This window comes from Cognatundibacterium griseum (genome assembly GCF_014284195.1).
GTDB classification, from domain to species: Bacteria; Pseudomonadota; Gammaproteobacteria; order Burkholderiales; family Burkholderiaceae_D; genus Undibacterium; species Undibacterium griseum.
Genome location: NZ_JACOGC010000001.1, coordinates 405104 through 427978, shown reverse-complemented (window position 1 = coordinate 427978; position 22875 = coordinate 405104). Strand labels below are relative to the sequence as shown.

Below are 22875 nucleotides of genomic sequence, written 5' to 3'. Positions count from 1 at the left end.
CCGAAACGACAAAGAAGCCAAAGAGGAATCCTCTCTTGCAAGAGGATTCCTTCCTTTGACTTCGGCAAATCCGGAGATTTGCCTTGATGCTGAATTACTTGACTTCGACTTTCGCGCCAGCTTCTTCCAGCTTCTTCTTAGCAGCTTCAGCGTCAGCTTTGGAAACACCTTCTTTAACTGCTTTAGGTGCGCCATCAACAACGTCTTTCGCTTCTTTCAAGCCTAGGCCTGTCAGTTCACGAACTGCTTTAATCACGCCAACTTTGTTCGCGCCAGCTTCAGCCAGAATAACTGTGAACTCTGTTTGCTCTTCAGCTGCAGCAGCTGCGCCGCCTGCTGCTGGACCAGCAACTGCCATTGCAGCTGCGGATACGCCGAATTTTTCTTCGAATGCCTTAACCAGGTCGTTCAGATCCATTACGGACATCGCGCCTACGGCTTCCAGGATATCGTCTTTGCTAATTGCCATTTGAAACTCCTAATATTTTTAAATCACATCGATTCGGTATTTGACGAAAAAGCGAGGCTGCAATTAAGCAGCTTCGGCTTCTTTTTTCGCTGCCAGAGCTGCCAGGCCACGTGCGAAGCCGGATACAGGTGCCTGCATCATGCCCAACAATTGTGCCAACAGAACTTCACGGCTTGGGATGCTTGCCAGTGCAACAACACCAGCTTTATCCAGCGATTTGCCTGCATAGTTACCTGCTTTAACAACCAGTTTGTCATTGCCTTTTGCGAAGTCATTAACGACTTTAGCAGCAGCAACAGCATCATCCGAGATCGCATAGATCAGCGGACCGGTCATTTCAGAAGCGAGGCTGGCAAATGCAGTTCCCTCAACAGCGCGACGTGCGAGTGTGTTTTTTAACACGCGCATGTAAACGCCCTGAGCACGTGCGGATGCACGCAATTGCGTCAAATGACCGACCTGGATGCCACGATATTCAGCTACGACGATAGTCTGTGCAGTTGCTACTTTTGCAGAGACTTCAGCGACGACAGCCTTTTTGTCATTCAGATTGAGACTCACGGTCAACCTCCATTAGTGATACTCATTCGGCACATCAGGATGATGAGCTTCCTTCATATCGTTTCGAACACGGCGTCCGAAGTTAGGAGCTTCACTGGCGGACCAGTCCACTACAAAACTTGTTCGGGTACACCATCTGCGCTGGGCTCTGTCGACGATGCTTCAGATATTTAACTTGACAGGTATCAGAGATACACATCAAGCCCAACGGTCTTTGACACTCTGAATGTACCGATGGCACATTCAGCCCAAAGAATCGCCCTGCGCCAAAAGCGCAGGGACTTCATTTTTTACTTAAGCCAGATTAGCGTGATCAACGCGAACGCCTGCACCCATCGTGGATGAGATGGAGACTTTACGCAGATACACACCTTTGCTGGATGCTGGCTTTGCCTTGTTCAGGGCATCAATCAGCGCAACCAGGTTAGCTCTCAGGTCGCCGTCAGCAAAAGATTTGCGACCGATAGTTGCATGGATAATCCCTGCTTTATCTGTACGATACTGAACCTGACCGGCTTTTGCATTTTTAACTGCTGTTGCTACGTCCGGAGTCACTGTGCCAACTTTTGGGTTAGGCATCAGACCACGTGGGCCCAGAACCTGACCCAGAGTACCAACGATACGCATCGTGTCAGGAGAAGCAATCACCACGTCGAAAGGCATGTCGCCAGCTTTAACGCGCTCTGCCAGATCTTCCATACCGACGATATCCGCACCCGCTGCTTTTGCTTCTTCAGCTTTTGCACCTTGTGCGAATACCGCTACGCGTACAGATTTACCAGTACCGGCAGGCAGAACAACCGCGCCGCGGACAACCTGATCAGATTTCTTAGGATCAACGCCGAGCTGTACGGAAACGTCGATAGACTCATTGAATTTCGCTGTTGCGCATTCCTTGATCAACGCGATAGCGTTATCAAACGGATAGACTTTCAGACGGTCAACTTTAGTCGCGAGCAACTTTGCTTTTTTAGATAACTTAGCCATTACAGACCCTCCACCGTGATACCCATGGAACGAGCAGAACCGGCGATAGTGCGCACAGCTGCTTCCATGTCAGCAGCAGTCAAGTCTTTTGCTTTGACTGTTGCGATTTCTTCTGCCTGCTTACGGGTGATAGAACCAACTTTATCAGTATGTGGCTTGGAAGAGCCTTTAGTGATACCCGCTGCCTTTTTGATCATGTAAGTTGCCGGAGGCGTCTTCATCACGAAAGTGAAAGACTTGTCAGCAAATGCAGTGATCACAACAGGGATCGGCATACCTGGCTCCATACCTTGGGTCTGCGCGTTGAACGCCTTGCAGAATTCCATGATATTCAGACCACGTTGACCCAGAGCTGGACCGATAGGTGGGGATGGATTTGCTTTACCAGCTGGCACTTGCAGCTTGATAAAACCGATAATTTTCTTTGCCATGATGGCTCCTTCATTAAATGAGTAATAGCGCCCGCCAATGCCTACCACACACTGACAGGCTCCTCTGCCTGCTTATTTTGATCAGTTTCAACAAACTTCTGTTACGCACCAATCAGCGTTTTTACCTTTAAACCTTTTCGACCTGGGCAAATTCCAGCTCAACCGGCGTCGCACGACCAAAAATAGTGACCGTCACACGCACTTTAGATTTCTCGTAATTCACTTCTTCAACATTGCCATTGAAATCAGTGAATGGACCTTCTTTAATCCGGACAACCTCGCCAACTTCATACAACACTTTTGGCCGTGGCTTCTCAACACCATCCTGCATCTGCTGCAAAATCTTATCGACCTCATGTTGAGGGATAGGAGATGGCTTATTGGATTTACCACCGATAAAACCAGTCACCTTGCTGGTATTTTTCACCAGATGCCATGTATCGTCAGTCATTTCCATTTCGACGAAAACATAGCTGGGAAACAGGCGGCGCTCAGTCACAGCCTTGCGGCCGTTACGCACTTCAATCACTTCTTCAGTTGGCACCAGAATCCGGCCAAACAGCTCTTGCATACCGGCTCGGTCGATACGCTCAACCAGTGCACGCTGAACACTTTTTTCCATGCCTGAGTAAGCATGAACTGCATACCATCTTTTAGCACTTTTGGGCACAGACACCACTGGCGCTGCACCCTGTTCGTTTTCCTGAATGTTATCGCTCATTATTTTTTCCATCCAAGGATTACGTCATACAACATAAACTCCAGAAACTTATCCGTTCCCCAGAGAAAGATCGCCATAATCAATACAAAACCAAAAACCACAGCAGTAATCTGCCCGGCTTCCTTACGCGTTGGCCATACAACTTTTTTTGTTTCACGGACAGCTTCTTTCGCGAACTCAACGAAGTCACGTCCCATTTGGGAAACAGAAACCAGACCGACAGCAATCACCAAACCAGCCAACAGTGCAATCGCTCTAACCCATGAGGACTGACCAGCAAGAACATAAAAAGCAGCAATTCCAGCAACGATCGCAATAGCCGCCAGAATGACTTTATATTTGTCACCGGAGGTATTAACTGTTTGTACGGAATGATTAGACATACTCATTTACTTTCGGTGCCCTGCGGCTTTGATGGTGGCAGGGGCGGAGGGAATCGAACCCCCAGCCTACGGTTTTGGAGACCGTCGCTCTGCCAATTGAGCTACACCCCTACATCTTTGAAACTACTCAAATTATCACGGCGATCCAGAACAGATCGCCGTATTTGAATGGCAGCTTACAAACTTCTATTACTCGATAATTTTAGCAACCACACCCGCACCAACAGTACGGCCACCTTCACGAATCGCGAAGCGCAGACCTTCTTCCATCGCGATCGGGTTGATCAGCTTTACTGTGATCGAGACGTTGTCGCCTGGCATCACCATTTCTTTATCCTTCGGCAACTCGATCGAACCAGTCACGTCCGTGGTACGGAAGTAGAATTGTGGACGGTAGTTGTTGAAGAATGGTGTGTGACGACCGCCTTCGTCTTTCGACAGGACGTAGATTTCGCCTGTGAAATGGGCGTGCGGTTTGATCGAACCTGGTTTTGCCAGCACCTGACCACGCTGGATGTCTTCGCGCTTGGTACCGCGCAGCAGAACGCCGACGTTGTCGCCTGCCTGCCCCTGGTCCAGCAGTTTGCGGAACATTTCAACGCCGGTACAGGTTGTTTTGACTGTGTCTTTGATACCAACGATTTCGATTTCTTCGCCGACTTTGATGATGCCGCGCTCTACACGACCGGTAACGACTGTACCGCGACCGGAGATGGAGAAGACGTCTTCCACTGGCAGCAGGAATGTGCCGTCAACTGCACGCTCTGGTGTCGGGATGTAGTTGTCGAGTGCGTCGGCCAGTTTCATGATGGCTTCTTCGCCCAGCGGGCCTTTGTCGCCTTCCAGCGCCAGTTTGGCGGAACCCTGGATGATTGGCAGGTCGTCGCCTGGGAATTCGTATTTGGACAGTAATTCGCGCACTTCCATTTCGACCAGTTCCAGCAATTCTGCGTCGTCAACCATGTCGCATTTGTTCAGGAAGACGATGATGTATGGAACGCCAACCTGACGCGCCAGCAGGATGTGCTCGCGTGTTTGTGGCATTGGGCCGTCTGCTGCGGAGCAAACCAGGATCGCGCCGTCCATCTGCGCTGCACCAGTGATCATGTTTTTCACATAGTCGGCGTGGCCTGGGCAGTCAACGTGGGCGTAGTGGCGGCTTGCTGTTTCATATTCGACGTGGGCTGTGTTAATGGTGATACCACGTGCTTTTTCTTCTGGTGCTGCGTCGATTTCGTCGTATTTCTTCGCTTCGCCGCCGAATTTTGCGGACAAGACTGTTGCAATCGCTGCTGTCAGTGTCGTTTTGCCGTGATCAACGTGACCAATTGTTCCGACGTTGACGTGCGGCTTGGTGCGCTCGAACTTACCTTTTGCCATTTTGAACTCCTAACGATTTTGATGAGAATACTCAGGCACACGCCCGACGACTTCAGACTTGAAACACCAGATTCACATGGTGCCCTTGACGTGGATTGAACACGTGGCCTCTCCCTTACCAAGGGAGTGCTCTACCACTGAGCTACAAGGGCAGCTTGTTTGCACAAAAAAAGCCACGCAAATACTGGAGCGGGTGAAGGGAATCGAACCCTCGTCTTAAGCTTGGAAGGCTTCGGCTCTACCATTGAGCTACACCCGCAAGGGCCACCACTTCAGCCGCATTACTAAATTCTTACCTGGTGGAGAGGGCTGGATTCGAACCAGCGTACTCGTAAGAGGGCAGATTTACAGTCTGCTGCCATTAACCACTCGGCCACCTCTCCGCAGGGAACCCCGAACTATAGAGATAGAATCACCCAATGTCAAGGGATATTTTAAAAACCCACCCTTCCGGTCAGTTTTTGGCGTGCGTCAGCTGGAAAGAATCAATGTCCTGAATTTTTTCCAGATCATGCGACAACACGCTGAGCGAAACAGCATTTTTTTTGTCGAGGGCAATCGCAATAAAATGCCATTCTGACATGCCATTATTGACTGCAATGGTTAGCGTCCCGGCAGCCAGTTCATAACCGCGCGCAGCCAGCATGGATTCTATCTCCGCCTGCTCCGGCCGCACGCCGGTCCGGAAGCGGACCACGATCACGAGCGCCGCCTGCGAAGGCAGCCATGCTTCAAGCCGGTGTACCCAGATCATGCAGGCAGCGGACAGCAACGCCAGCAAAATAGCGGAAGCATAAAAACCGACGCCCACCAGCACACCGATCGCTGAAGACGCCCAGACCGACGCCGCCGTTGTCAGGCCGCTGATGGTAAAACCTTCCTTCATAATCACACCGGCGCCCAGAAAGCCGATGCCGGTGACGATGCCCTGGATCGTACGGGAAGGATCAAGACTCACCGGTGACAATGCCCTGCCGCCAAACCAGAAATCCGGATACCCGGCAATCACCACCAGCGCGGCGGAAGCCATGCAAACCAGGCCATAAGTCCGCATACCGGCGGCCCGGCCATGGTAGGAGCGCTCATAACCAACCACAAATCCGAGCAGCATGGCGCCGGCCAGATTCAGGAAAATGATGATATTGGCGTTCAGTTCCGCTGGCGACCAGAACAGCATGAAGTGGCCCAGATATTCGCTCATAGTGCTCCGTATCTCTATTTTTATGGTTTAAATAATTTTGACACCCTCATCGATGCCGAGTGTAACAACTCCACCCCGGTTTGTGCGGACATTCCGTCATTGGACTTTGCGGCGTCAGAACACATGCCGGAAAACAATTTCTTTACCGCTTGCAGGGATGCAGTATAATTCGCGCTCACTTTCATTGGGGAGTAGCCTGCCCTGGCTATCCGGGGAAATCGCATCAACATACTTGACCGCAGGTCATGGTGCGATTGGCTGTGCATGCATGTGCAGAGTCTGGCAAGACCTTTGATAGTGCCATTTCTGTTACGAGGGATCGGACGGAATGTCACTGTCATTGGTTAATACCGTCCGATCCCGCACACATCATTATGGAAGCTTTCCTCGTCTCTGCCCTGGCTATCACTATTGGCGAAATCGGTGATAAAACACAATTGCTGGCATTGCTGCTGGCAGCACGTTACAAAAAACCCGCCCCGATCATTCTCGGAATCCTGTGCGCGACGCTGGCCAATCATGCGCTGGCCGGACTGCTCGGACAATGGGTGGCGCACCACATTCCGGCAGACATTCTGCGCTGGGCGCTGGGTCTGTCATTTCTGGCGATTGCCGCCTGGACGCTGAAGCCGGATGAAATGGAAGATGAGGGTCTGAACGACAGCCATTACGGCGTCTTTGCGCTGACCTGCGTGACTTTCTTCATCGCGGAAATCGGCGACAAGACCCAGCTGGCAACCGTTGCGCTGGCAGCCAAGTACAGCAATCTCGGCATGGTCATCGCCGGCACCACGCTCGGTATGCTGATTGCTGACGTACCAGCTGTTTTTCTCGGAAAAATTGCCGCCCCCAATTTCCCGTTCCGCCTGGTACGCTGGATCGCGTCCGCTGTTTTTGCGGTGCTCGGCCTGCTGGTCCTGCTGGGGATCGGTGAACGTTTTTTATAAGACAGATAATGCTGACAATTTATCATAATCCGCGCTGCTCAAAATCACGCGAAACGTTGGAGCTGGTCAATACGGAAGCGGGCCGGCGCGGCTGGCCTGTGACGGTGATTGACTATCTGAAACAGGCTCCGGACCTGCATACGCTGCATCAGATACTGACGGCGCTGGGTGGTGACGTGCAGCAAATGCTGCGCGCCAACGAACCGGAATATGCCGCTGCCAATCTGCAGGACGCGGATATGGACACTGCGTTGCAGGCCATCGCGCGTTGTCCGAAATTATTGCAGCGCCCCATCGTTTTGCTGGATGGACGGGCGGTCATTGGCCGTCCACCCGGAAACGTGTCCATCTTGTTTCAGAAAGCGCATCATGAGTGAATTCCGACTGGCTGCCGGCAGCACGGTCAAATTTGGCTGCACCACCAGCCAGCTTTATCCTGCATTACGCCATGGCCTTGCAAAAGAGATCCCGGCTCAAGGTTTTTCCGATACCGGCAACCAGTCGCCGCCAGGCGTGATGGTCGGTGAACTGATGGCGTATTTTGCCGCCTGTGCCGGTTTCTGCAATGCCACCAGCCAGTTGCATCATGCACATCAGGAAGTGCTGTCTGCGTTTGTACAGGCGCTGCAGGAACAGCACGGCCGCAAGCCGGAGATGCCCGAGCTGGAAGCGATTGCGCATCAGGCGGGGTTGCCGGTTGTACTGGAAATCACGCTGGAACAAGATTGCGTGTTACTGGCCGACCCGCATTTTGTCGCAGAGGGTGCAGCGGAAAAAAGCTGGAAACTGTGGCGCAGCGGGGCATTGCAAACAACTGATGGCATTCCTGCGGCGTGGATACGGCATTTTTACTTTCCCCGCTTGCTGGATTATCGCGACATCGGCACTGCCAGAAATCCGAGGATGCTGGAGCAAACCACCGATGCAGCGCTGATGGTGGGCGGCCTGATGCAATCCTGGCACAAGGATACGCCGGCCGATTTGCTGAATGCGTTTCAGAAGCAATATGGCCGCGTCAATTTTTCCCAACGCAGCCCGTTCAATGAAACCGCACTGGAGCGTTTCTTCAATCTGCATGCGATGCTTGATCCGGCCACCCGCCTGCTGAACCAGATGACGCTGTGGCAGGACATTGACGCGCTGGCGAAAAAGCAGAATATTCCCCTGGCATAAAAAAATCCGCCCACGGCGGATTTTTTTATAACGTCATTCCGGCTGCCTGCACGGGCGCTGCCAATCCGGTGCTTCAGCTTGCCGGATTGCGCTTCACAAAAAACAGCGCGGTGCCGATCGCCATCAGTACACCACCGAAAAACCGGTTCTGCCCTTTCAGCCAGCGCGGATTGCTGAAATAACGCTGCATGCTGGATGCTGCCAGCGCATAGCTGTGCATCACGATCAGATCGACCGAACACATGGTGATGCCGAGTATCAGCAATTGCGGCAGCAATGGCGCATCGTGCGAGATAAATTGCGGCAGCACCGCGACCATGAAAATGATGCCTTTGGGATTCGTCGCATTGGTCAGAAAGCCGGTCAGGAAACGGCGCGACCAGTCCGGAGTCTGCGTATTTGCCGGTGCCTGCTCGGTTTTGACCAGTTCCACCCGCGCCCGCCACTGATTGAAACCGAGATAAATCAGGTACAGCGCGCCGACGGTTTTAATCACGCTGAACGCCAGTTCCGAAGCCATCAGTATCGAGCCGACGCCCGCCCCGGCAACCGCCAGAATCAGCAGCAGACCTGCCTGCAAGCCCAGAATGGTGCCGCTGGCTTTCTTGACGCCGTAATTCAGGCCGTGCGACATCGACAGCACGGCGCCGGAACCGGGAGAAATGGCGATCACACAAGCGGCGATCAGGAATGTGAACCAGGTCGAAAAAGTCATGATGTATCACTTAAAAAAAGTCCCGAGCAGGATTGTATGCTTTTCCGCCGCATTGCGTCGCCGCTCATCCCCGCATGATGGCCGCCAGCAACTGGCTTTTGAGCGTCTTGATCAGCGCAGTTTCATCCTGTGGTACACCTTCTTCCGCTGTATTAATGCGGTCTGCATAAAACAGGCCGATCGGCTTTTTCTGTATGACCAGCGGCAATACAATGCAGCTGCGGGCATCCGGCAGTAACTGCAGATACCAGGGAGGTAATAAGTGACGGATTTTCGGGGCGCTCAGATCGGCGATCATCACGTCGGCGTTGTTGCTCAGGGAAAGCTGAAACAGATCGGCCTCGCCTTTGACCGGAAAATGAAATCCGCGCTGCCGCTCCGCATACTGTTCGCCAACGGCAACCCGGGACACAAAGCGCTCGCTGCTGCGGTCACGCAGACAAATGGTGGCAAAACGAAAGCCCAGGCTGGTGTACAGGGTTTCCAGCACCAGCAGGATCAGGTCATTCAGGCGATAGTCTTCGGCGGCCAGCATTTGCGTCACGTCCTGCACACCGGCCAGCAGCAAGTCACGGGCATTGACCGGTTTGCCGCTGGCATACCGCGCTGCCTGCTGCGCCGGCACCACATCATGGGTTTGCAATAAAAATTCCAGCGGTACTTCCAGCAACGGCGCCTGTTCGGCCGGCACACCTGCCAGATCATGCAAGGACAAATCCATGCTCTTGGCCAGCTGCCGGGTTTCTTCCTCTACTTTCTGAATGATTTCACTCAGTATGTTGCGATCCAGTTCCAGCACATTGCCGAAACGCCGCAACAGTTTTTCGTACTGTTCCTTGCGATCAGCATGTGCAGACATGGTGATCCCCGCCAGCGTGTCGCTGAAACTGGCAACCTGCTTCAGCCAGTCATGCCGCAGTACCGGTTTGCGCAGCTCGCCGACTGGCAGCGGCGTCAGCGACTGGATGATGGTGTCCGGAATTTTCCAGCTCTGCAGCGCCATCTCGCCAAAACGTTCAAAACTGCAGCCAAGCAGCACCGTGGCGGCTTCTTCCGGTCGGCTGTCCGCTGTCTCTGTGATCTGCTGGATGCGCATGTACAAATCATGGTCGAAGGACGCCACCAGTACCCTGCCAACATTTTTAAACAGGGATACGACGGCAGCTTCCTCGCTGTCCTGAAAACGTCCGCGCTGTGCCATTTCACGACCGATCATGCTGGCGCACAAAGAACGCACCAGTTCCTTGCGCACGCTGCTGACCTGCGCCATATCCTTAAAACAATCCACCAGCAGCATCGCCAGCGCACTGTCTTTCACCATATTAAAACCGAGCAGGAAAATTGCCCGTGAAATCGTGGTCACCGCGGCACCGGCGCTGGTGCGGTACTGCACCGTATTGGACAGACGCAGGATTTTTTGCGTCAGACCGACATCGGACAAAATGAAATGCGCAAGACGCGCCACCGAGTCTTCGCCGGAGGAAGTGATTTCAACGACTTTGGCAATCGCCACGCCCAGCGTCGGCAGATCGCTTTCGTCATTGATGAATTTCAGCAGACGCTCGCGCGGGGATTCCAGCTGCGCTGCTGAGTAAGCGGGGTTTGGATATTTCATGACTATCAATTCTGCGGATTGTCCGCACGGATTCATCTGGCACGGTGTCTGACCGGCTGCGGATCAGCTTTTGGCGATACGACCCACGCTCATACCGTATTTTTTCTGCAATTCGTCGTACAGCCCGCGCAATGCCTTGAGGCGGGGATTCATCGGATCAAGACGGCGTCCTGCCTCAATCAGCAGCCGCGCCTGTTCGCCGGTGACGTTATCCCATCCGAGATTTTCCAGGCACTTCAGGGAAGCCAGCGCCGCATTCATCACCACCTGCGGATTATCCGGCGATTTTCTGGCTGCCGTAACCATCAGATCAACCGATCCCCGGAAATCACCTTGCTTGGCCTTCTGCACTCCCAGTGCCACCAGATCCATGACTTCCTTCTGACTGCGCTGTGCAAGTTCTTTAGCAATATGCCCTTTGCCAGCGCTTTCAAATACGCCCATCGCCTTTTTCATGATCTGCTGGTTGCTGGCATTTTTCATGACGTCGAGAATGATCTCGGAAGCGGCATCTTCGTTATCATTGTCCAGGCATTGTTTCGCCAGCCCGATCTTGGCACCGGTTGATAAACCGACATCTTCCTTCGAGGCTTCGACGGCAGCGCCAAGTTCCTCATTCAGACGGGCATCACCCGTTTTGGCATGCACGATCGCATTCGAAATCGCGCGGCAGGCGGCGGTCTTTTTCAGCCCGGCCATGTTGCGTTCCATATCGCGGATCACAGATTTAGCCTGATCGGTATCGCCTTTTTTGACCAGCGCATCGACCAGATTCATGTGATCTTCCGGATCGCGGAATTCGGAGAATTTGGCTTTGTTAACGACTTTCTTAAACACATTTTCAGCCGTTTCAACATCGCCGGTTTCCATCGCAATCCGCCCCAGGTTGCGCAAACGGCGCACCGCATGGGGCGACACATTAACAGCAGTATCGAGCACCTCTTTGGCTTCCGGTAATTGTCCGATCATTTCATGAGTCTTCGCCAGCCAGTCGTAGGCATCCATGTATTTGCTGTTTTCCGTCACCAGATCACGCAAAATATTTTCCGCCTCTTCGTAGCGTCCCTGCATGTACAGCGTTTTTGCCAGCCCCAGCCTTGCCCACGCCACAGCTTTCAATTCAAACAGCTGGGTGTAGAGCGCCTCGGCTTCAGCGGCTTCGCCCTGCACCACGTGCAGCTCGGCGCGCAAACGCATGAAGTCAATCGCATATTTGGGAAATTCACGTTCGCCATGATGACAAGCCGTGATGGCTTCGCTGACGGCACCCTGTTCCATCAGGTTATAGACTTCGACGAAGGCTTTGCGTTTTTCAATGGCGCGCACCACCCGTTCCAGCAGCATATCGGCAGTGAAGGGTTTCAGCAGGTAATCAGAAGGTGCCAGTTCTGCGGCGCTGATGACTTTGCCGTAGGAGCGTTCGGCGGTAACCATGATGAAAATGGTCGACAGCGGGGCGAGTTTGTGATGCCGGATGTCTTCGAGCAGTTGCTGCCCGTCCTGACCGACGCCAAGATCGTATTCACACAGGATCAGATCAAACATCTTGGCCTGAATTGCGCGGACAGCCGTCCCCGCCGAGATGGCATGCTCCACCTTGGTGATGCCGCACAGATTCAGCATATTGTGCAAACTGACCCGCATCCCCTGATGCGGCTCAATGAGCAATGCCCTGATATCGCTGAGTTCGCTCATTTCAACCTTTTGAATAATTTTTATATGCCCCAGCCAGCCCCGCATCATTTTCGTACGATGGAAAAACCGGGCAGTAGCTATGTCAGGCGCAAATTCATTATATTGAAGTGTCGGCGCAATGGCGTAAAAACTTTAGCCCAGCCGCTGTCTGCCCGCCGCGCTCTGCGGCGTCCGGCGGCCATGCGCGGCTCACTTGAACAGGCGGGCCAGCAACAGGACGAACAGGGAAATCAGAATCGTGGAAGCAAACGGGAACGAAAAATCCCGTCCGAACAGGCGGAACCGCAGGTCTCCGGGCAGACGTCCGATGCCCAGTTTTTCCAGCCACGGCAGCAGGCTGGAAAACACGACGACGACCAGAAAAATCGTCAAAAACCAGCGCATCATCGGATACTCCCCCTATTTTTTATCAAAACCAGCCTGCTCTCAAGGAAAAACAAGGGGTATTTTATATACTCCCTCCCAGTATATTTTTTATTTACAGCCGGTGACAACGGTCATGGCGCAGCAGACGTTCCGGCAGCGTCATCCCGGTTCCCACCATCAGCACTTTAAACAGCTCCCCCATTTCGGCTGGCGACACCAGTTTTTGCAACGCATTCGCCTGCGGCAGATACTGCATGACCTGTTCCGGCGCGCTGCGGCTGAGCAGATCCGTGATGCCGGATTCCAGCAGAAAACCGGCCTGGCTGGTGTAGCTCAATAAAGACAGTCCGCTCTCCAGCGCCGCCTGCGCCATGGCGGTGAAATCGACGTGCGCCGTAATATCTTGCAATCCAGGCAAATAAAACGGATCGGGATGCGCATGATGGCGGTAATGGCACATCAGCGTGCCGCTGCTGCGTTGCGGATGATAGTACTCGGCAGCAGGAAAACCGTAGTCGATCAGGATGGCGGCACTGCCTTTGCCGCTGTCGGCATAGCCAGCCTGCAACATCGCCCCCAGGCTGCGCATGAAGCCGCTTGCCACCGTGTGAATCTCAGTCACATATCCGGACGGCAGTGCCTCTGCCTGCGGAATCTGCGCAGCGCGGGATGCCTCGCAGGCACGTTCCTGCCATGCCAGCACAGGTTCCGTCGCATCAGCCTGCTGCGCTGCCAGCGTCACGCCCAGCTCGGCCCACCCCTGCTCAGTCTTTATCAGCAAGTCAACCGGCATCGCGTCCAGCACTTCATTGCCGAGCACCAGACCGGAAAAAGCAGCCGGCATTTCCTGCAGCCAGACCACTTGCGGAAAATTCCTGAGCAATTCTTCTTGCCGGGCCCGCAGTTCACCGGACAATTCCACGATAAAATAGCGTTCTACCGTTATTCCTGAAAATTGACATTCCGTTAAAAAATCTCTGGCGAGCTTGCCGGTGCCCGCGCCGAACTCCATCACCTGTGGCAGAGTTTGTGCGAACAAGGTTCCCGCCAGCGTTGCCAGGCTTGCGCCAAATAAAGGCGACATTTCCGGTGCCGTTGTAAAATCGCCGTCTTTGCCTAATTTTGCGGCACCGCCGCTGTAGTAACCGGTCTGAGGTGTATAAAGCGCCAGCTCCATATAACGCGAAAATGGAATCCAGCCCTGATGCCGGCGAATGTCGGCGGCGATCTGTTGTTGCAACGCTTGTGATGCGGCCAGCGCCTCTGGCGCCGGAATAGGAAGAGATAATTTTTGCATACCGGCATTGTAGTAAAAACCCCGTAGTCACGTTAGAGAATTTCCATGACCCAAACCAAGCTCAGCAATGTGATTCCCCGTGTCGCCCTCGTTACCGGGGCAGCGCGGCGTATCGGCCAGCAGATTGCCCTGCACATGGCGCAGCAGGGCTGGGATATCGTCGTGCATTTCGGCACGTCCGCCGACGAAGCGGCGGCAGTCGTCCATGACATCCGGGCAATCGGGCGGCGTGCCGTCGCCCTGCAATGCGATCTGGCCGATGAAGCCGCGACACGGCAATTGCTGCCGCAGGCGGTCGCGGCCATGGGAGCGGTGCATTGCGTGGTCAACAATGCCTCGCTGTTTGCCGAAGACGATGCCCGCAGCTTCAGCCACGCCAGCTTAAACCGCCACATGCATGCCAATCTGGCGGCCCCCGTCCTGCTGGCGCAGGCGCTGCATGCCGCCACGCCGGAAGGCCGGCAAACCTGCGTGATCAACCTGCTGGACCAGAAACTGTTTAACCTGAATCCCGATTTTTTATCCTACACCCTGTCGAAAGCGGCACTGCAATGCGCCACCACCACGCTGGCGCAGGCACTGGCGCCGAAGGTGCGCGTCGCCGGCGTCGCCCCCGGCATCACCATGATGTCCGGCGACCAGAGCGAAGCCGACTTTCAGCAGGCGCATCAGATCACACCGCTGGGCCGTTCCAGCACCCCGGAAGACATCGCCCGCACCGTCTGCTTTGTAGCCGACAGTCCGGCCATCACCGGCACCACCATCCTCGTTGATGGCGGTCAGCATTTAATCCCTTTGCAGCGCGACGTGATGTTTTTAGCGACTGCCCACCCCACTTCACTTTCCTCAGAATGAGCTTTTATGTTATCCGTTCTACACCATCCGCAACTCACTGACTGCCGCCGCCTGTTTCTGCGCAATTACGAAGTCAATATCAACATCGGCGTGCATGAGTTTGAGAAAAAGGGCGAACAGCGCGTGCTCATCAATGTCGATCTGTACATCCCGCTGGCAACCTCGACGCCGAAAGAAGATCAGCTGCATGAAGTCGTCGATTACGACTTCATGCGCGCGTCGATTGCGAAACGCGTTGCACAGGGCCACGTCCATCTGCAGGAAACCCTGTGCGACGACGTTGCCAGCATCATGCTCGCCCATCCTCAGGTCCGCGCGGTCTGCGTATCGACCATGAAACCCGATGTCTATCCCGACTGCGAAGGCGTCGGGGTCGAAGTTTTCCAGATTAAAAACGCTATTTAAGTCCCGCCATGCAAGCTCTACACGAATCCCAGACCGGCCTTTCTCCTGACACCGCACGCCCGGCAGAATCCGGCACCGCCGCACCGTCCGCCAAATCGCAGGAAAAAATCACTTACGAAAACAATAAACTCCATAAGCGCCTGTGCCGCCTGGTCGGTCAGGCGATCGGCGACTTCAACATGATCGAAGACGGCGACAAAGTCATGGTCTGCCTGTCCGGTGGCAAGGACAGTTATGCGCTGCTCGACATCCTGATGACGCTGCGCGAACGCGCGCCGATTCATTTCGATATCGTCGCCGTCAATCTCGATCAGAAGCAGCCGAACTTTCCAGCGGATGTGCTGCCGGCATATCTGGATAAAATCGGCATTCCTTACCATATCGAAAATCAGGATACCTACAGCATCGTCAAACGCCTGATCCCGGAAGGCAAGACTACCTGCTCGCTGTGCTCGCGCCTGCGCCGCGGCATCCTGTATCGCGTCGCCGACGAACTCGGCGCCAACAAGATCGCGCTCGGTCATCACCGCGACGATATTCTGGAAACCTTTTTCCTGAATATGTTTTTCGGCGGCAAACTCAAAGGCATGCCGGCCAAACTGCAGTCCGATGACGGCAAGCACATCGTGATCCGCCCGATGGCGTATGTGAAGGAAGCCGATACCGAGCGCTATGCGCAGGTCAAACAATTCCCCATCATTCCTTGCGACCTGTGCGGCTCGCAGGAAAACCTGCAGCGCAAGCAGATCAAAAACCTGATGCGGGAATGGGATAAGAAACATCCGGGCCGCGTTGAGAATATTTTCTCTGCCTTATCCACCGTCGCTCCATCGCATCTGATGGATAAAAATCTGTTCAACTTCACCGATCTGAAAATCAACGGCGAAGCCAATCCTGACGGCGATATTGCCTTCGATGACGAGCCTTGCGCAACGCCATCCGGCGGTGTGATCCAGCTGCATCTGGATCAGGACTGAGTTTGACGGTATTGCCTGTCGTGAAATAAAAAACGGATGCCGGCGGCATCCGTTTTTTTATCCGCATGATCCGGAGCAACGCTCAGGCTTTCTCCACGCTGCAGGCACCGCTGCCATGCACGCCGATCATCAGCAGACCGCCCGCTATGGCAAGATTTTTCATGAAATGAATCGTCTGGTTTTGTGCGGCATCGGCTGCAGCATGCCAGAAATCATGGAAAATCGCTGCTGCCGCGAGCGTAAACAGCATCATCACCAGCGCTGCCCAGCGCGCCTTCCAGCCTGCGATCAGCATCAGGCCGCCGCCCAGCTCAACGATGATTGCCGCCACCGCTGCCAGTGCAGGCAACGGCAACCCCTTGCTGGCGATGTACCCGACCGTCCCGTCGAAACCGGTGATCTTGCCCACGCCAGACATCACAAATATCAATGCCATCAGAACCCGGGCCACCAACGGCCCGTAATTTTCCAGTGCTTTCATGATGATTCCCTTTTTTTTAAAATGTGATTGAATTTCTGTCACTACCGCCAGACATGCTGGCGTAACGCCACTGCAAGCCACGACTGCACCACCACATCAGCGGCGCTGCCGCCGCTGAATTTCCAGTTTTTCCAATAAGGCTCAGGCTCCCAGCCGGCCTTCACGGAAATCGCTGATCGCCCGGAAAATTTCCTCCTGGCTGTTCATCACAAACGGGCCGTACTGCACAATCGGCTCACCCAGCGGTTCACCGGCAATCAGCAATGCACGGCTCGCGCCGGCAGCGCGCAGCACCACGCCATCAGCCTCTGGCGCCTTTTTCAGGATCGCCATCCGCTGCGGCGGCACCGGCTTGTCTTCCACTTCCAGTCCGCCCTCATACACGTACAGAAAAGCATTCGCAGTCGGACTCAGCGCTTGCTCAAACACCGCACCGGCAGGCAGATGGATATCCAGATACAGCGGCTGGGTCACTTCGCGCTGAACGGCACCAGCCACACCGTGACTGTGCCCGGCAATCACCCGCACGGTCACACCGGCATCCGTCACCAACTCAGGAATCTGCTCACTCTGAATGTCGCGGTACCACGGTTCACACAGCTTGTCCTTCGCAGGCAGATTCAGCCACAGCTGAAAACCTGCCATGCGACCGTCCTGCTGTTCCGGCAGTTCGGAATGGATCACACCACGCCCGGCCGTCATCCACTGCACGCCGCCGGTCTGCAGCAATCCCTCATGTCCGGCGCTGTCGCGGTGCCGCATCCGGCCGGTCAGCATATAAGTGATCGTTTCAAAACCACGGTGCGGATGGTCCGGAAACCCGGCAATATAGTCATCCGGATTGTCGCTGCCAAACGCATCCAGCATCAGATACGGGTCGAGCCGGTACTGGAACGGCTGGGTCAGTACCCGCGTCAGGCGCACGCCCGCACCATCCGATGTTTCCTGCCCTGTCACGATCTGCTCAATCAGCCGTGAATGCCGTACCTGTTGTGTTGTCCGTTGATCGCTGCTCATTTTGCTTCCTGCCTTTCTGCCAGCCCTGTTTCCGGGCCAGTCTGCATTACATGGTGTTTTTAAGCGCCGGTCAATTCTTCAATTTGCTGCGTCGCAGAAGCCAGTGCTGCCGCCTCGCTGTCCGGGCCCATGGCCAATCCTTCCGCATACACGAATTCCACGTCGGTCATACCGAGAAAACTGAAAAAGGTTTTCAGGTAAGGCATCTGGGTATCGTTCGGAGTATTCCGGTACAGTCCGCCGCGGGTCAGCACCACGTAGACCTTTTTGCCGGTCAGCAGACCTTCCGGACCATTCGCGGTGTAACGGAAAGTCACCTGAGCGCGGGAAATCGCATCAATCCAGTTTTTCAGCTGGGCGGAGATACCGAAGTTGTACATCGGCGCACCCAGCACCACGATATCGGCGGCCTGAATCTCAGCGATCAGCGCATCATCCAGCGCAACCCGCGCCTGCTGCTGCGCACTGCGCTGTTCTGCCGGCGTAAACAGTGCCTGCAGGGTGGCTTCGTCCAGCACCGGATGCGGCTGGCTGCCCAGGTCACGCAAGGTCAGGCTGGCACCGGGATTTGCCGCCAGCAAACGCTCGCTCAGCAAATTGCCGAGACGATTGGAATGGGAACCCTGGGAACGGGCGCTGGAGTTAATTTGAAGAATGTTCATGATGTGTCCTTTTCAGTGATTTGCGATGACCTCACTTTAGTCGTTCCACATTCAAACCAGAAGACCTTATTATGGATATTATTGTTCCAAATATGGAATAATAATCCCATCATCAACACCACCGAAGCCGCTCATGGAACTCGAAGCCAATGATTTACTGCTGTTTGCCCGCATCGTCGAGGAAGGCAGTTTCAGCAAAGCCGCCATCCGGCTGACAGTGCCGAAATCCACCTTGTCGCGCCGGATCACGGCACTGGAATCCCATCTGGGAGAACGCCTGCTGCTGCGCACCACCCGCAAACTCAGCGTCACCGATTTCGGACAAAGCGTGCTGCAGCATGCGCAACAGGTACAGGAGGAAGTCGCCGCCACGCTGGCGCTGACCCAGCATCGTCAGGCCGAGCCATCCGGACGTCTGCGGATTTCGATGCCGGCGGATTTTGCGAATCAGGAAATGAGCCTGCTGCTGTCCAAGCTCTGCCGCCGTTATCCTCAGATAGCGCTGGAAATTGATCTGTCACCGCGACGGGTCGATCTGATCGGGGAAAATTTCGACGTCGCCATCCGGGTCGGCGACCTGCCGGATGATGCCTCGCTCGCGGCGCGCGGGCTGGCCGTTTTCCAGAGCGGCCTGTTTGCTTCCCCGGCCTATCTGCAACAGCACGGCACGCCCGCCGAACCCGAGGCGCTGATGGAGCATGACACGCTGCGTCTGGCGGGGCGCAATGGCGAACCGGCCATCTGGCGTCTGCAGCGCGATAGTGAAAAATGGGAAGGCATACCGCCCGGCAAAGCCACCGCCAATTCGCCGGAACTGCTGACCCGGCTGGCGCTGAATGGGGAAGGCATCATCATGCTAGCGCATCACTTCGCCCACCGTTTTGTCCAGAGCGGTGAATTGCTGACGGTGCTGGGAGACTGGAAACTGCCGGACATCAATGTCTGGGCGGTGTTCCCCGGAAGACGGCTGATGCCGGCGCGCACCCGTGTGTTTCTGGATGCGTTGCAGGAAGATTTCATCGCCAGCCGCTGCCGGATTTTATAAAGAAACCGCCTGCCTGCCACACAGCTTTCCGACCATGCCGGTCGGAAAACATCGCGCCGCAGGACAGGCCGGATACCCGTTTACCATGCCTTCAAGGAAAGCTGCAATCAGCGCGCGCCGCCTTGCAGCAGGCCCAGCACATTTCCCAGCACACCACCCGCTACGCCGCCTTCGGGCACCACGCCGCCCGGTGTCAGGTGATCGATCACCTGCGGCAGCAGCTGTGTCAGATGACCGGACAGCTGTTCCGGCGAAAATCCCAGTTTCTGCGCAATCTCCTGCACTTGCTCGTTCCCGAGAACCGACTGCAGCTGTTCGGCGGAGATCGGCAGGTTCTCGCCGGTTCCGACCCATGATGCCACCAAGCCGCCCAGCCCCTTTTCTTCAAAAGCGCTGATCAGCCCGGTCAGGCCACCTGTCTGCGGGTTATTGATCAGCCCGCCAACCGCTTCCAGCAAGCCCGCATGCTGTTCACCGCCGGCTTGCGCCGTTTGTGTCAATGATCCCAGAACCTGTCCTGCTATTGAATCGAACAATCCCATTGCATTCTCCCTGAAAAATATACTGCTGTCTCTCTGCTCAGGAACTGGCAGCAAACCGCTGCCCGTCGCACCTTACCCAGATGATTCCTGCACCGTGTTCATGACGATCCACCGTCACATTGTCAGATTACACCATCTGCATGACAGTCTGATGATGCCGGTGCGAAGACTGCTCCGGCACAACCAACAAAAAAGGAAGCCTTAAGGCTTCCTTTTTTCTGATGCTCCCCGGTCATTGGATCAAGTCCGGGCGGGTAATAATGTCCCTGCAACTTCGCCAAAACCGATGCGCGGCAAGCCTTCCCGCTGGGCCCAGCCGCGCAGGATGACGGTGTCGCCGTCTTCCATAAAAGTACGCTGTTCGCCATTTTGCAGCGTCAGTGGTTTCTTGCCGCCTTCAGTCAGTTCCAGCAGCGAACCTGCCTCTTCCGGGACCGGGCCAGACTGGGTGCCGGAACCAAGCAGATCGCCCGGATTCAGGTTACAGCCGTTGACAGTATGGTGTGCCACCAGCTGCGATACGGTCCAGTAAGAATGACAGAAATTCGACAGCGACAGGCGTTGCGCAGGTACACCTTCCTCGCGCATTTTCGCGGTCTGCAGCAAGACTTCGAGCTGGATATCAAATGCACCGCTGGCGCGCAGCTGCGCATCGTCGAGATAGGCCATCGGCTGCGGGTCGGCAGCATCGCGCGTCCACGCCTGACGGTAGGGCGCCAGCGCTTCCAGCGTCACGATCCACGGTGAAATGGTGGTGGCAAAATTCTTCGCGAGAAACGGTCCCAGCGGCTGGTATTCCCAGGCTTGCAGATCACGTGCCGACCAGTCGTTCAGCAGGCACAGTCCGAACACGTGACTCTCGGCATCCTGCACGGTAATGTTCTCGCCCAGGGTATTGCCGCTGCCGATGAAGATACCGACTTCCAGTTCATAGTCCATGCGCCTGGCCGGACCGAACACCGGATTGTCTGCAGCGGGCGGCTTGGTTTGTCCCAGCGGGCGACGGAAAGACTGTCCCGACACGCCGACAGAAGAAGCCCTGCCGTGATAACCGATCGGTATCCACTTGTAATTTGGCAGCAAAGGATTATCCGGGCGGAATAATTTTCCGACTGCGGTGGCGTGATGTACCGAGGTATAGAAATCGGTGTAATCGCCGATCCGCGCCGGCACCGTGAATTCGGCGGCGCTCTGTGGCAGCAGACATGCCTGCAGCATGCCCTGCTGACTGGCGCCTTCGCGCAATACCCGTGACAGCGCCAGCCGCAGCGCCGACCACACCGGCGCACCCAGCGCCATCAGTGCGTTCAGATCCGGCGCATGCATGGCGGCAGTGAAATACCCGCCCTGCAATTCGGTATATCCCGCAAACGCATGAACTGCATGCGCCGCAGCCAGATCAAGAATCTGGTCGCCGATCGCCACGCCAATACGAAAAGGCTGGTTGCTGCCAGCACGGCGGAATACGCCAAACGGCAGATTCTGCACAGGAAAATCACTGCCCGGCTGGTTCGCAGTCACCACCCAGCTGCGCAGATTCACGTCGTGGGTTTCATTGAGTTGCATCGTCATTTATCGCTGCTCCGGGTTGAAATTTTTTTTAATGCCCTGCCAGCACTGGTAGTAATCGCGCTGCAATTGCGGCGATTCCATGGCGGCGCGGGTCGGCTTGATGATATTGCGTGTCTCGATCATGAATGCCATGGTATCCACAACCTTCTGCGGTGTGCTGGTGTCGGTGCTGCTGGCTTTTTCAAAAGTCGGCGCATCCGGTCCGTGGCCGCTCATGCAATTGTGCAGGCTCGCGCCGCCGGGGCGGAAGCCGGCCGATTTGGCATCGTACTGACCGTGGATCAGCCCCATGAATTCACTGGCGATATTACGGTGGAACCAGGGCGGGCGAAAAGTATTTTCGGCCGCCAGCCAGCGCGGCGGGAAAATCACAAAGTCGATGGTGTCCACGCCCGGCGTGTCACTGGGCGACTGCAGCACCAGAAAAATCGACGGATCGGGATGGTCGTAGCTGATCGAGCCGATGGTATTGAAATGGCGCAGATCGTATTTGTACGGGGCGAAGTTGCCATGCCACGCCACGACATCCAGCGGCGAATGGCCTGTCTTCGCCGACCACAGGTGACCGCTGAATTTGGCGACCAGCTCAAAGTCGCCCTCTTTATCTTCATACCAGGCGACCGGCGTCTGGAAATCGCGCGGATTTGCCAGTCCGTTGGAACCAATCACGCCCAGATCGGGCAGCTTCAGCATGGCACCGAAATTTTCGCAGACATAGCCACGCGCTTCGCCGTCCGGCAGTTGCACCTGAAAACGGATGCCGCGCGGTACCACCGCGATTTCCTGCGGTTCGATATCGATCAGCCCGAGTTCGGTGCGCAGATGCAGCCGCCCCTGCTGCGGAATGATGAGCAACTCGGCATCGGCGTTGTAGTAAAACCGGTTTTCCATGCTGCGGTTGGCAGCATACAGGTGGATCGCACAGCCGCTTTGCGCATCGGCCGAACCATTGCCGGCCATGGTCAGCCAGCCGTCGATGAAATCCTGCGCCACGGCGGGCATCGGCAGCGGATCCCAGCGCAACTGGTTCGGCGTTGAGGGCATCTGGCTGAAATCATTGGTCATGCCGCCATTGCTGATTTGCACGAATGGCTGGTGCATCGCTGCCGGGCGGATGCGATACAGCCAGGAACGGCGGTTCGCATGGCGCGGCGCGGTAAAGGCCGTGCCGGACACCTGTTCAGCATACAAACCATAAGCGCATTGCTGGGGAGAATTCTGATTTTTCGGTAAAGCGTCCGGCAAAGCCTCGGTCGCCCACTCATTGGCAAAGCCGGTCTGGTACCGGCGGGATGATGTTGTTTCCATGAAAAGCTTCTCCGCAGGAAGAAAGTGGAAAAAAGTTAGCCGGGTCACTTTACTGCAAGCTTTTTCGTTT

At 55.3% G+C, this 22875-nt stretch carries 26 protein-coding genes, 4 tRNA genes and 1 riboswitch; of the genes, 7 read left to right on the top strand and 23 right to left on the bottom strand.

What is annotated here, in order from left to right:
• Positions 1 to 94 precede the first annotated feature (94 nt).
• The 12 genes from rplL to H8K27_RS01795 form a co-directional block, all read right to left on the bottom strand.
• Positions 95 to 469, bottom strand: a complete 375-nt coding sequence (rplL, locus tag H8K27_RS01850) for a 50S ribosomal protein L7/L12 (RefSeq protein WP_176804715.1) — start codon at positions 467 to 469, stop codon at positions 95 to 97.
• A 63-nt stretch (positions 470 to 532) separates the two neighbouring features.
• Complete coding sequence (gene rplJ, locus H8K27_RS01845) at positions 533 to 1030, bottom strand: 50S ribosomal protein L10 (RefSeq protein WP_186861529.1); 498 nt, start codon at positions 1028 to 1030, stop codon at positions 533 to 535.
• A gap of 294 nt (positions 1031 to 1324) precedes the next feature.
• Positions 1325 to 2017 carry a 50S ribosomal protein L1 gene (gene rplA, locus H8K27_RS01840; RefSeq protein ID WP_176804717.1) on the bottom strand — a complete coding sequence of 231 codons (693 nt, stop codon included), beginning with the start codon at positions 2015 to 2017 and terminating at the stop codon, positions 1325 to 1327.
• Positions 2017 to 2448, bottom strand: coding sequence for a 50S ribosomal protein L11 (rplK, locus tag H8K27_RS01835; protein WP_186861528.1), 432 nt, complete (start codon positions 2446 to 2448; stop codon positions 2017 to 2019). The genes rplA and rplK overlap by 1 nt, the downstream gene beginning before the upstream one ends.
• A 127-nt stretch (positions 2449 to 2575) precedes the next feature.
• Positions 2576 to 3169, bottom strand: a complete 594-nt coding sequence (nusG, locus tag H8K27_RS01830; RefSeq protein ID WP_186861527.1) for a transcription termination/antitermination protein NusG — start codon at positions 3167 to 3169, stop codon at positions 2576 to 2578.
• Entirely contained in the window at positions 3169 to 3552 is a 384-nt protein-coding gene (gene secE, locus H8K27_RS01825) for a preprotein translocase subunit SecE (protein ID WP_186861526.1), read from the bottom strand. Before secE ends, nusG begins: the two co-directional genes overlap by 1 nt.
• A 35-nt stretch (positions 3553 to 3587) precedes the next feature.
• Positions 3588 to 3663 (bottom strand) — tRNA-Trp (locus H8K27_RS01820).
• 78 nt (positions 3664 to 3741) lie between these two features.
• Positions 3742 to 4932, bottom strand: coding sequence for an elongation factor Tu (gene tuf, locus H8K27_RS01815; protein WP_176805263.1), 1191 nt, complete (start codon positions 4930 to 4932; stop codon positions 3742 to 3744).
• Positions 4933 to 5009: 77 nt separating this feature from the next.
• A tRNA-Thr gene (locus H8K27_RS01810) sits at positions 5010 to 5084 on the bottom strand.
• A 33-nt stretch (positions 5085 to 5117) separates the two neighbouring features.
• Positions 5118 to 5191 (bottom strand) — tRNA-Gly (locus H8K27_RS01805).
• A 38-nt stretch (positions 5192 to 5229) separates the two neighbouring features.
• Positions 5230 to 5315: transfer RNA gene (locus tag H8K27_RS01800), tRNA-Tyr, on the bottom strand.
• A gap of 71 nt (positions 5316 to 5386) precedes the next feature.
• Positions 5387 to 6133 carry an MgtC/SapB family protein gene (locus H8K27_RS01795; protein ID WP_186861525.1) on the bottom strand — a complete coding sequence of 249 codons (747 nt, stop codon included), beginning with the start codon at positions 6131 to 6133 and terminating at the stop codon, positions 5387 to 5389.
• Positions 6134 to 6307: 174 nt separating this feature from the next.
• Positions 6308 to 6414, top strand: a riboswitch (yybP-ykoY riboswitch).
• Positions 6415 to 6507: 93 nt separating this feature from the next.
• On the opposite strand from H8K27_RS01795, the gene H8K27_RS01790 reads away from it, so the two are divergent.
• The 3 genes from H8K27_RS01790 to H8K27_RS01780 are packed head-to-tail and all read left to right on the top strand — an operon-like array spanning position 6508 to position 8253.
• Positions 6508 to 7080, top strand: a complete 573-nt coding sequence (locus tag H8K27_RS01790; RefSeq protein ID WP_186861524.1) for a TMEM165/GDT1 family protein — start codon at positions 6508 to 6510, stop codon at positions 7078 to 7080.
• Positions 7081 to 7088: 8 nt separating this feature from the next.
• Positions 7089 to 7457 (top strand): ArsC/Spx/MgsR family protein, encoded by a 369-nt coding sequence (locus H8K27_RS01785; RefSeq protein WP_186861523.1) that lies wholly within the window; start codon positions 7089 to 7091, stop codon positions 7455 to 7457.
• The gene (locus tag H8K27_RS01780; protein WP_186861522.1) at positions 7450 to 8253 is read left to right on the top strand and encodes a hypothetical protein; all 804 of its coding nucleotides are present in this window, start codon (positions 7450 to 7452) and stop codon (positions 8251 to 8253) included. Before H8K27_RS01785 ends, H8K27_RS01780 begins: the two co-directional genes overlap by 8 nt.
• 73 nt (positions 8254 to 8326) lie before the next feature.
• Here H8K27_RS01780 and H8K27_RS01775 read toward each other — a convergent pair whose 3' ends face one another.
• The 5 genes from H8K27_RS01775 to H8K27_RS01755 form a co-directional block, all read right to left on the bottom strand.
• Positions 8327 to 8968 (bottom strand): LysE family transporter, encoded by a 642-nt coding sequence (locus H8K27_RS01775; RefSeq protein ID WP_186861521.1) that lies wholly within the window; start codon positions 8966 to 8968, stop codon positions 8327 to 8329.
• A 64-nt stretch (positions 8969 to 9032) separates the two neighbouring features.
• Entirely contained in the window at positions 9033 to 10583 is a 1551-nt protein-coding gene (locus H8K27_RS01770) for an HDOD domain-containing protein (RefSeq protein ID WP_186861520.1), read from the bottom strand.
• A 63-nt stretch (positions 10584 to 10646) separates the two neighbouring features.
• Positions 10647 to 12278 carry a response regulator gene (locus H8K27_RS01765; RefSeq protein ID WP_186861519.1) on the bottom strand — a complete coding sequence of 544 codons (1632 nt, stop codon included), beginning with the start codon at positions 12276 to 12278 and terminating at the stop codon, positions 10647 to 10649.
• Positions 12279 to 12467: 189 nt separating this feature from the next.
• Positions 12468 to 12665: a DUF2905 domain-containing protein gene (locus tag H8K27_RS01760; protein ID WP_176803442.1), complete on the bottom strand. Its 198-nt coding sequence runs from the start codon at positions 12663 to 12665 to the stop codon at positions 12468 to 12470.
• A gap of 91 nt (positions 12666 to 12756) precedes the next feature.
• On the bottom strand, positions 12757 to 13941 hold the full coding sequence (locus tag H8K27_RS01755; RefSeq protein ID WP_186861518.1) for a class I SAM-dependent methyltransferase: 1185 nt from the start codon (positions 13939 to 13941) through the stop codon (positions 12757 to 12759).
• A 45-nt stretch (positions 13942 to 13986) separates the two neighbouring features.
• Here H8K27_RS01755 and H8K27_RS01750 point away from each other — a divergent pair, with 45 nt between their 5' ends.
• From H8K27_RS01750 to ttcA, 3 genes are read left to right on the top strand one after another with little or no spacing between them, the layout of a single operon-like run.
• Entirely contained in the window at positions 13987 to 14796 is an 810-nt protein-coding gene (locus H8K27_RS01750; protein ID WP_186861517.1) for an SDR family oxidoreductase, read from the top strand.
• A gap of 6 nt (positions 14797 to 14802) precedes the next feature.
• A complete protein-coding gene (locus H8K27_RS01745) occupies positions 14803 to 15201 on the top strand; it encodes a dihydroneopterin aldolase (RefSeq protein ID WP_186861516.1) in 399 nt (132 codons plus the stop codon).
• Positions 15202 to 15209: 8 nt separating this feature from the next.
• The gene (gene ttcA, locus H8K27_RS01740) at positions 15210 to 16178 is read left to right on the top strand and encodes a tRNA 2-thiocytidine(32) synthetase TtcA (RefSeq protein WP_186861515.1); all 969 of its coding nucleotides are present in this window, start codon (positions 15210 to 15212) and stop codon (positions 16176 to 16178) included.
• A gap of 82 nt (positions 16179 to 16260) precedes the next feature.
• On the opposite strand, the gene H8K27_RS01735 is transcribed toward ttcA, so the two are convergent.
• The 3 genes from H8K27_RS01735 to H8K27_RS01725 all read right to left on the bottom strand — a co-directional run bounded on the left by H8K27_RS01735 (position 16261) and on the right by H8K27_RS01725 (position 18338).
• On the bottom strand, positions 16261 to 16659 hold the full coding sequence (locus H8K27_RS01735; protein WP_186861514.1) for a DoxX family protein: 399 nt from the start codon (positions 16657 to 16659) through the stop codon (positions 16261 to 16263).
• Between the two features lie 141 nt (positions 16660 to 16800).
• Positions 16801 to 17676: a pirin family protein gene (locus H8K27_RS01730; protein ID WP_186861513.1), complete on the bottom strand. Its 876-nt coding sequence runs from the start codon at positions 17674 to 17676 to the stop codon at positions 16801 to 16803.
• 59 nt (positions 17677 to 17735) lie between these two features.
• On the bottom strand, positions 17736 to 18338 hold the full coding sequence (locus H8K27_RS01725; protein ID WP_186861512.1) for an FMN-dependent NADH-azoreductase: 603 nt from the start codon (positions 18336 to 18338) through the stop codon (positions 17736 to 17738).
• A 133-nt stretch (positions 18339 to 18471) separates the two neighbouring features.
• Between H8K27_RS01725 and H8K27_RS01720 the strand changes: the two genes are divergently transcribed.
• Entirely contained in the window at positions 18472 to 19383 is a 912-nt protein-coding gene (locus H8K27_RS01720) for a LysR family transcriptional regulator (protein ID WP_186861511.1), read from the top strand.
• A 107-nt stretch (positions 19384 to 19490) separates the two neighbouring features.
• Here H8K27_RS01720 and H8K27_RS01715 read toward each other — a convergent pair whose 3' ends face one another.
• From H8K27_RS01715 to hmgA, 3 genes are all read right to left on the bottom strand, one after another.
• Positions 19491 to 19925 (bottom strand): YidB family protein, encoded by a 435-nt coding sequence (locus tag H8K27_RS01715; RefSeq protein WP_186861510.1) that lies wholly within the window; start codon positions 19923 to 19925, stop codon positions 19491 to 19493.
• A 240-nt stretch (positions 19926 to 20165) separates the two neighbouring features.
• Positions 20166 to 21497 (bottom strand): fumarylacetoacetase, encoded by a 1332-nt coding sequence (gene fahA / locus H8K27_RS01710; RefSeq protein WP_186861509.1) that lies wholly within the window; start codon positions 21495 to 21497, stop codon positions 20166 to 20168.
• Complete coding sequence (hmgA, locus tag H8K27_RS01705) at positions 21498 to 22805, bottom strand: homogentisate 1,2-dioxygenase (protein WP_186861508.1); 1308 nt, start codon at positions 22803 to 22805, stop codon at positions 21498 to 21500.
• Positions 22806 to 22875 lie beyond the last annotated feature (70 nt).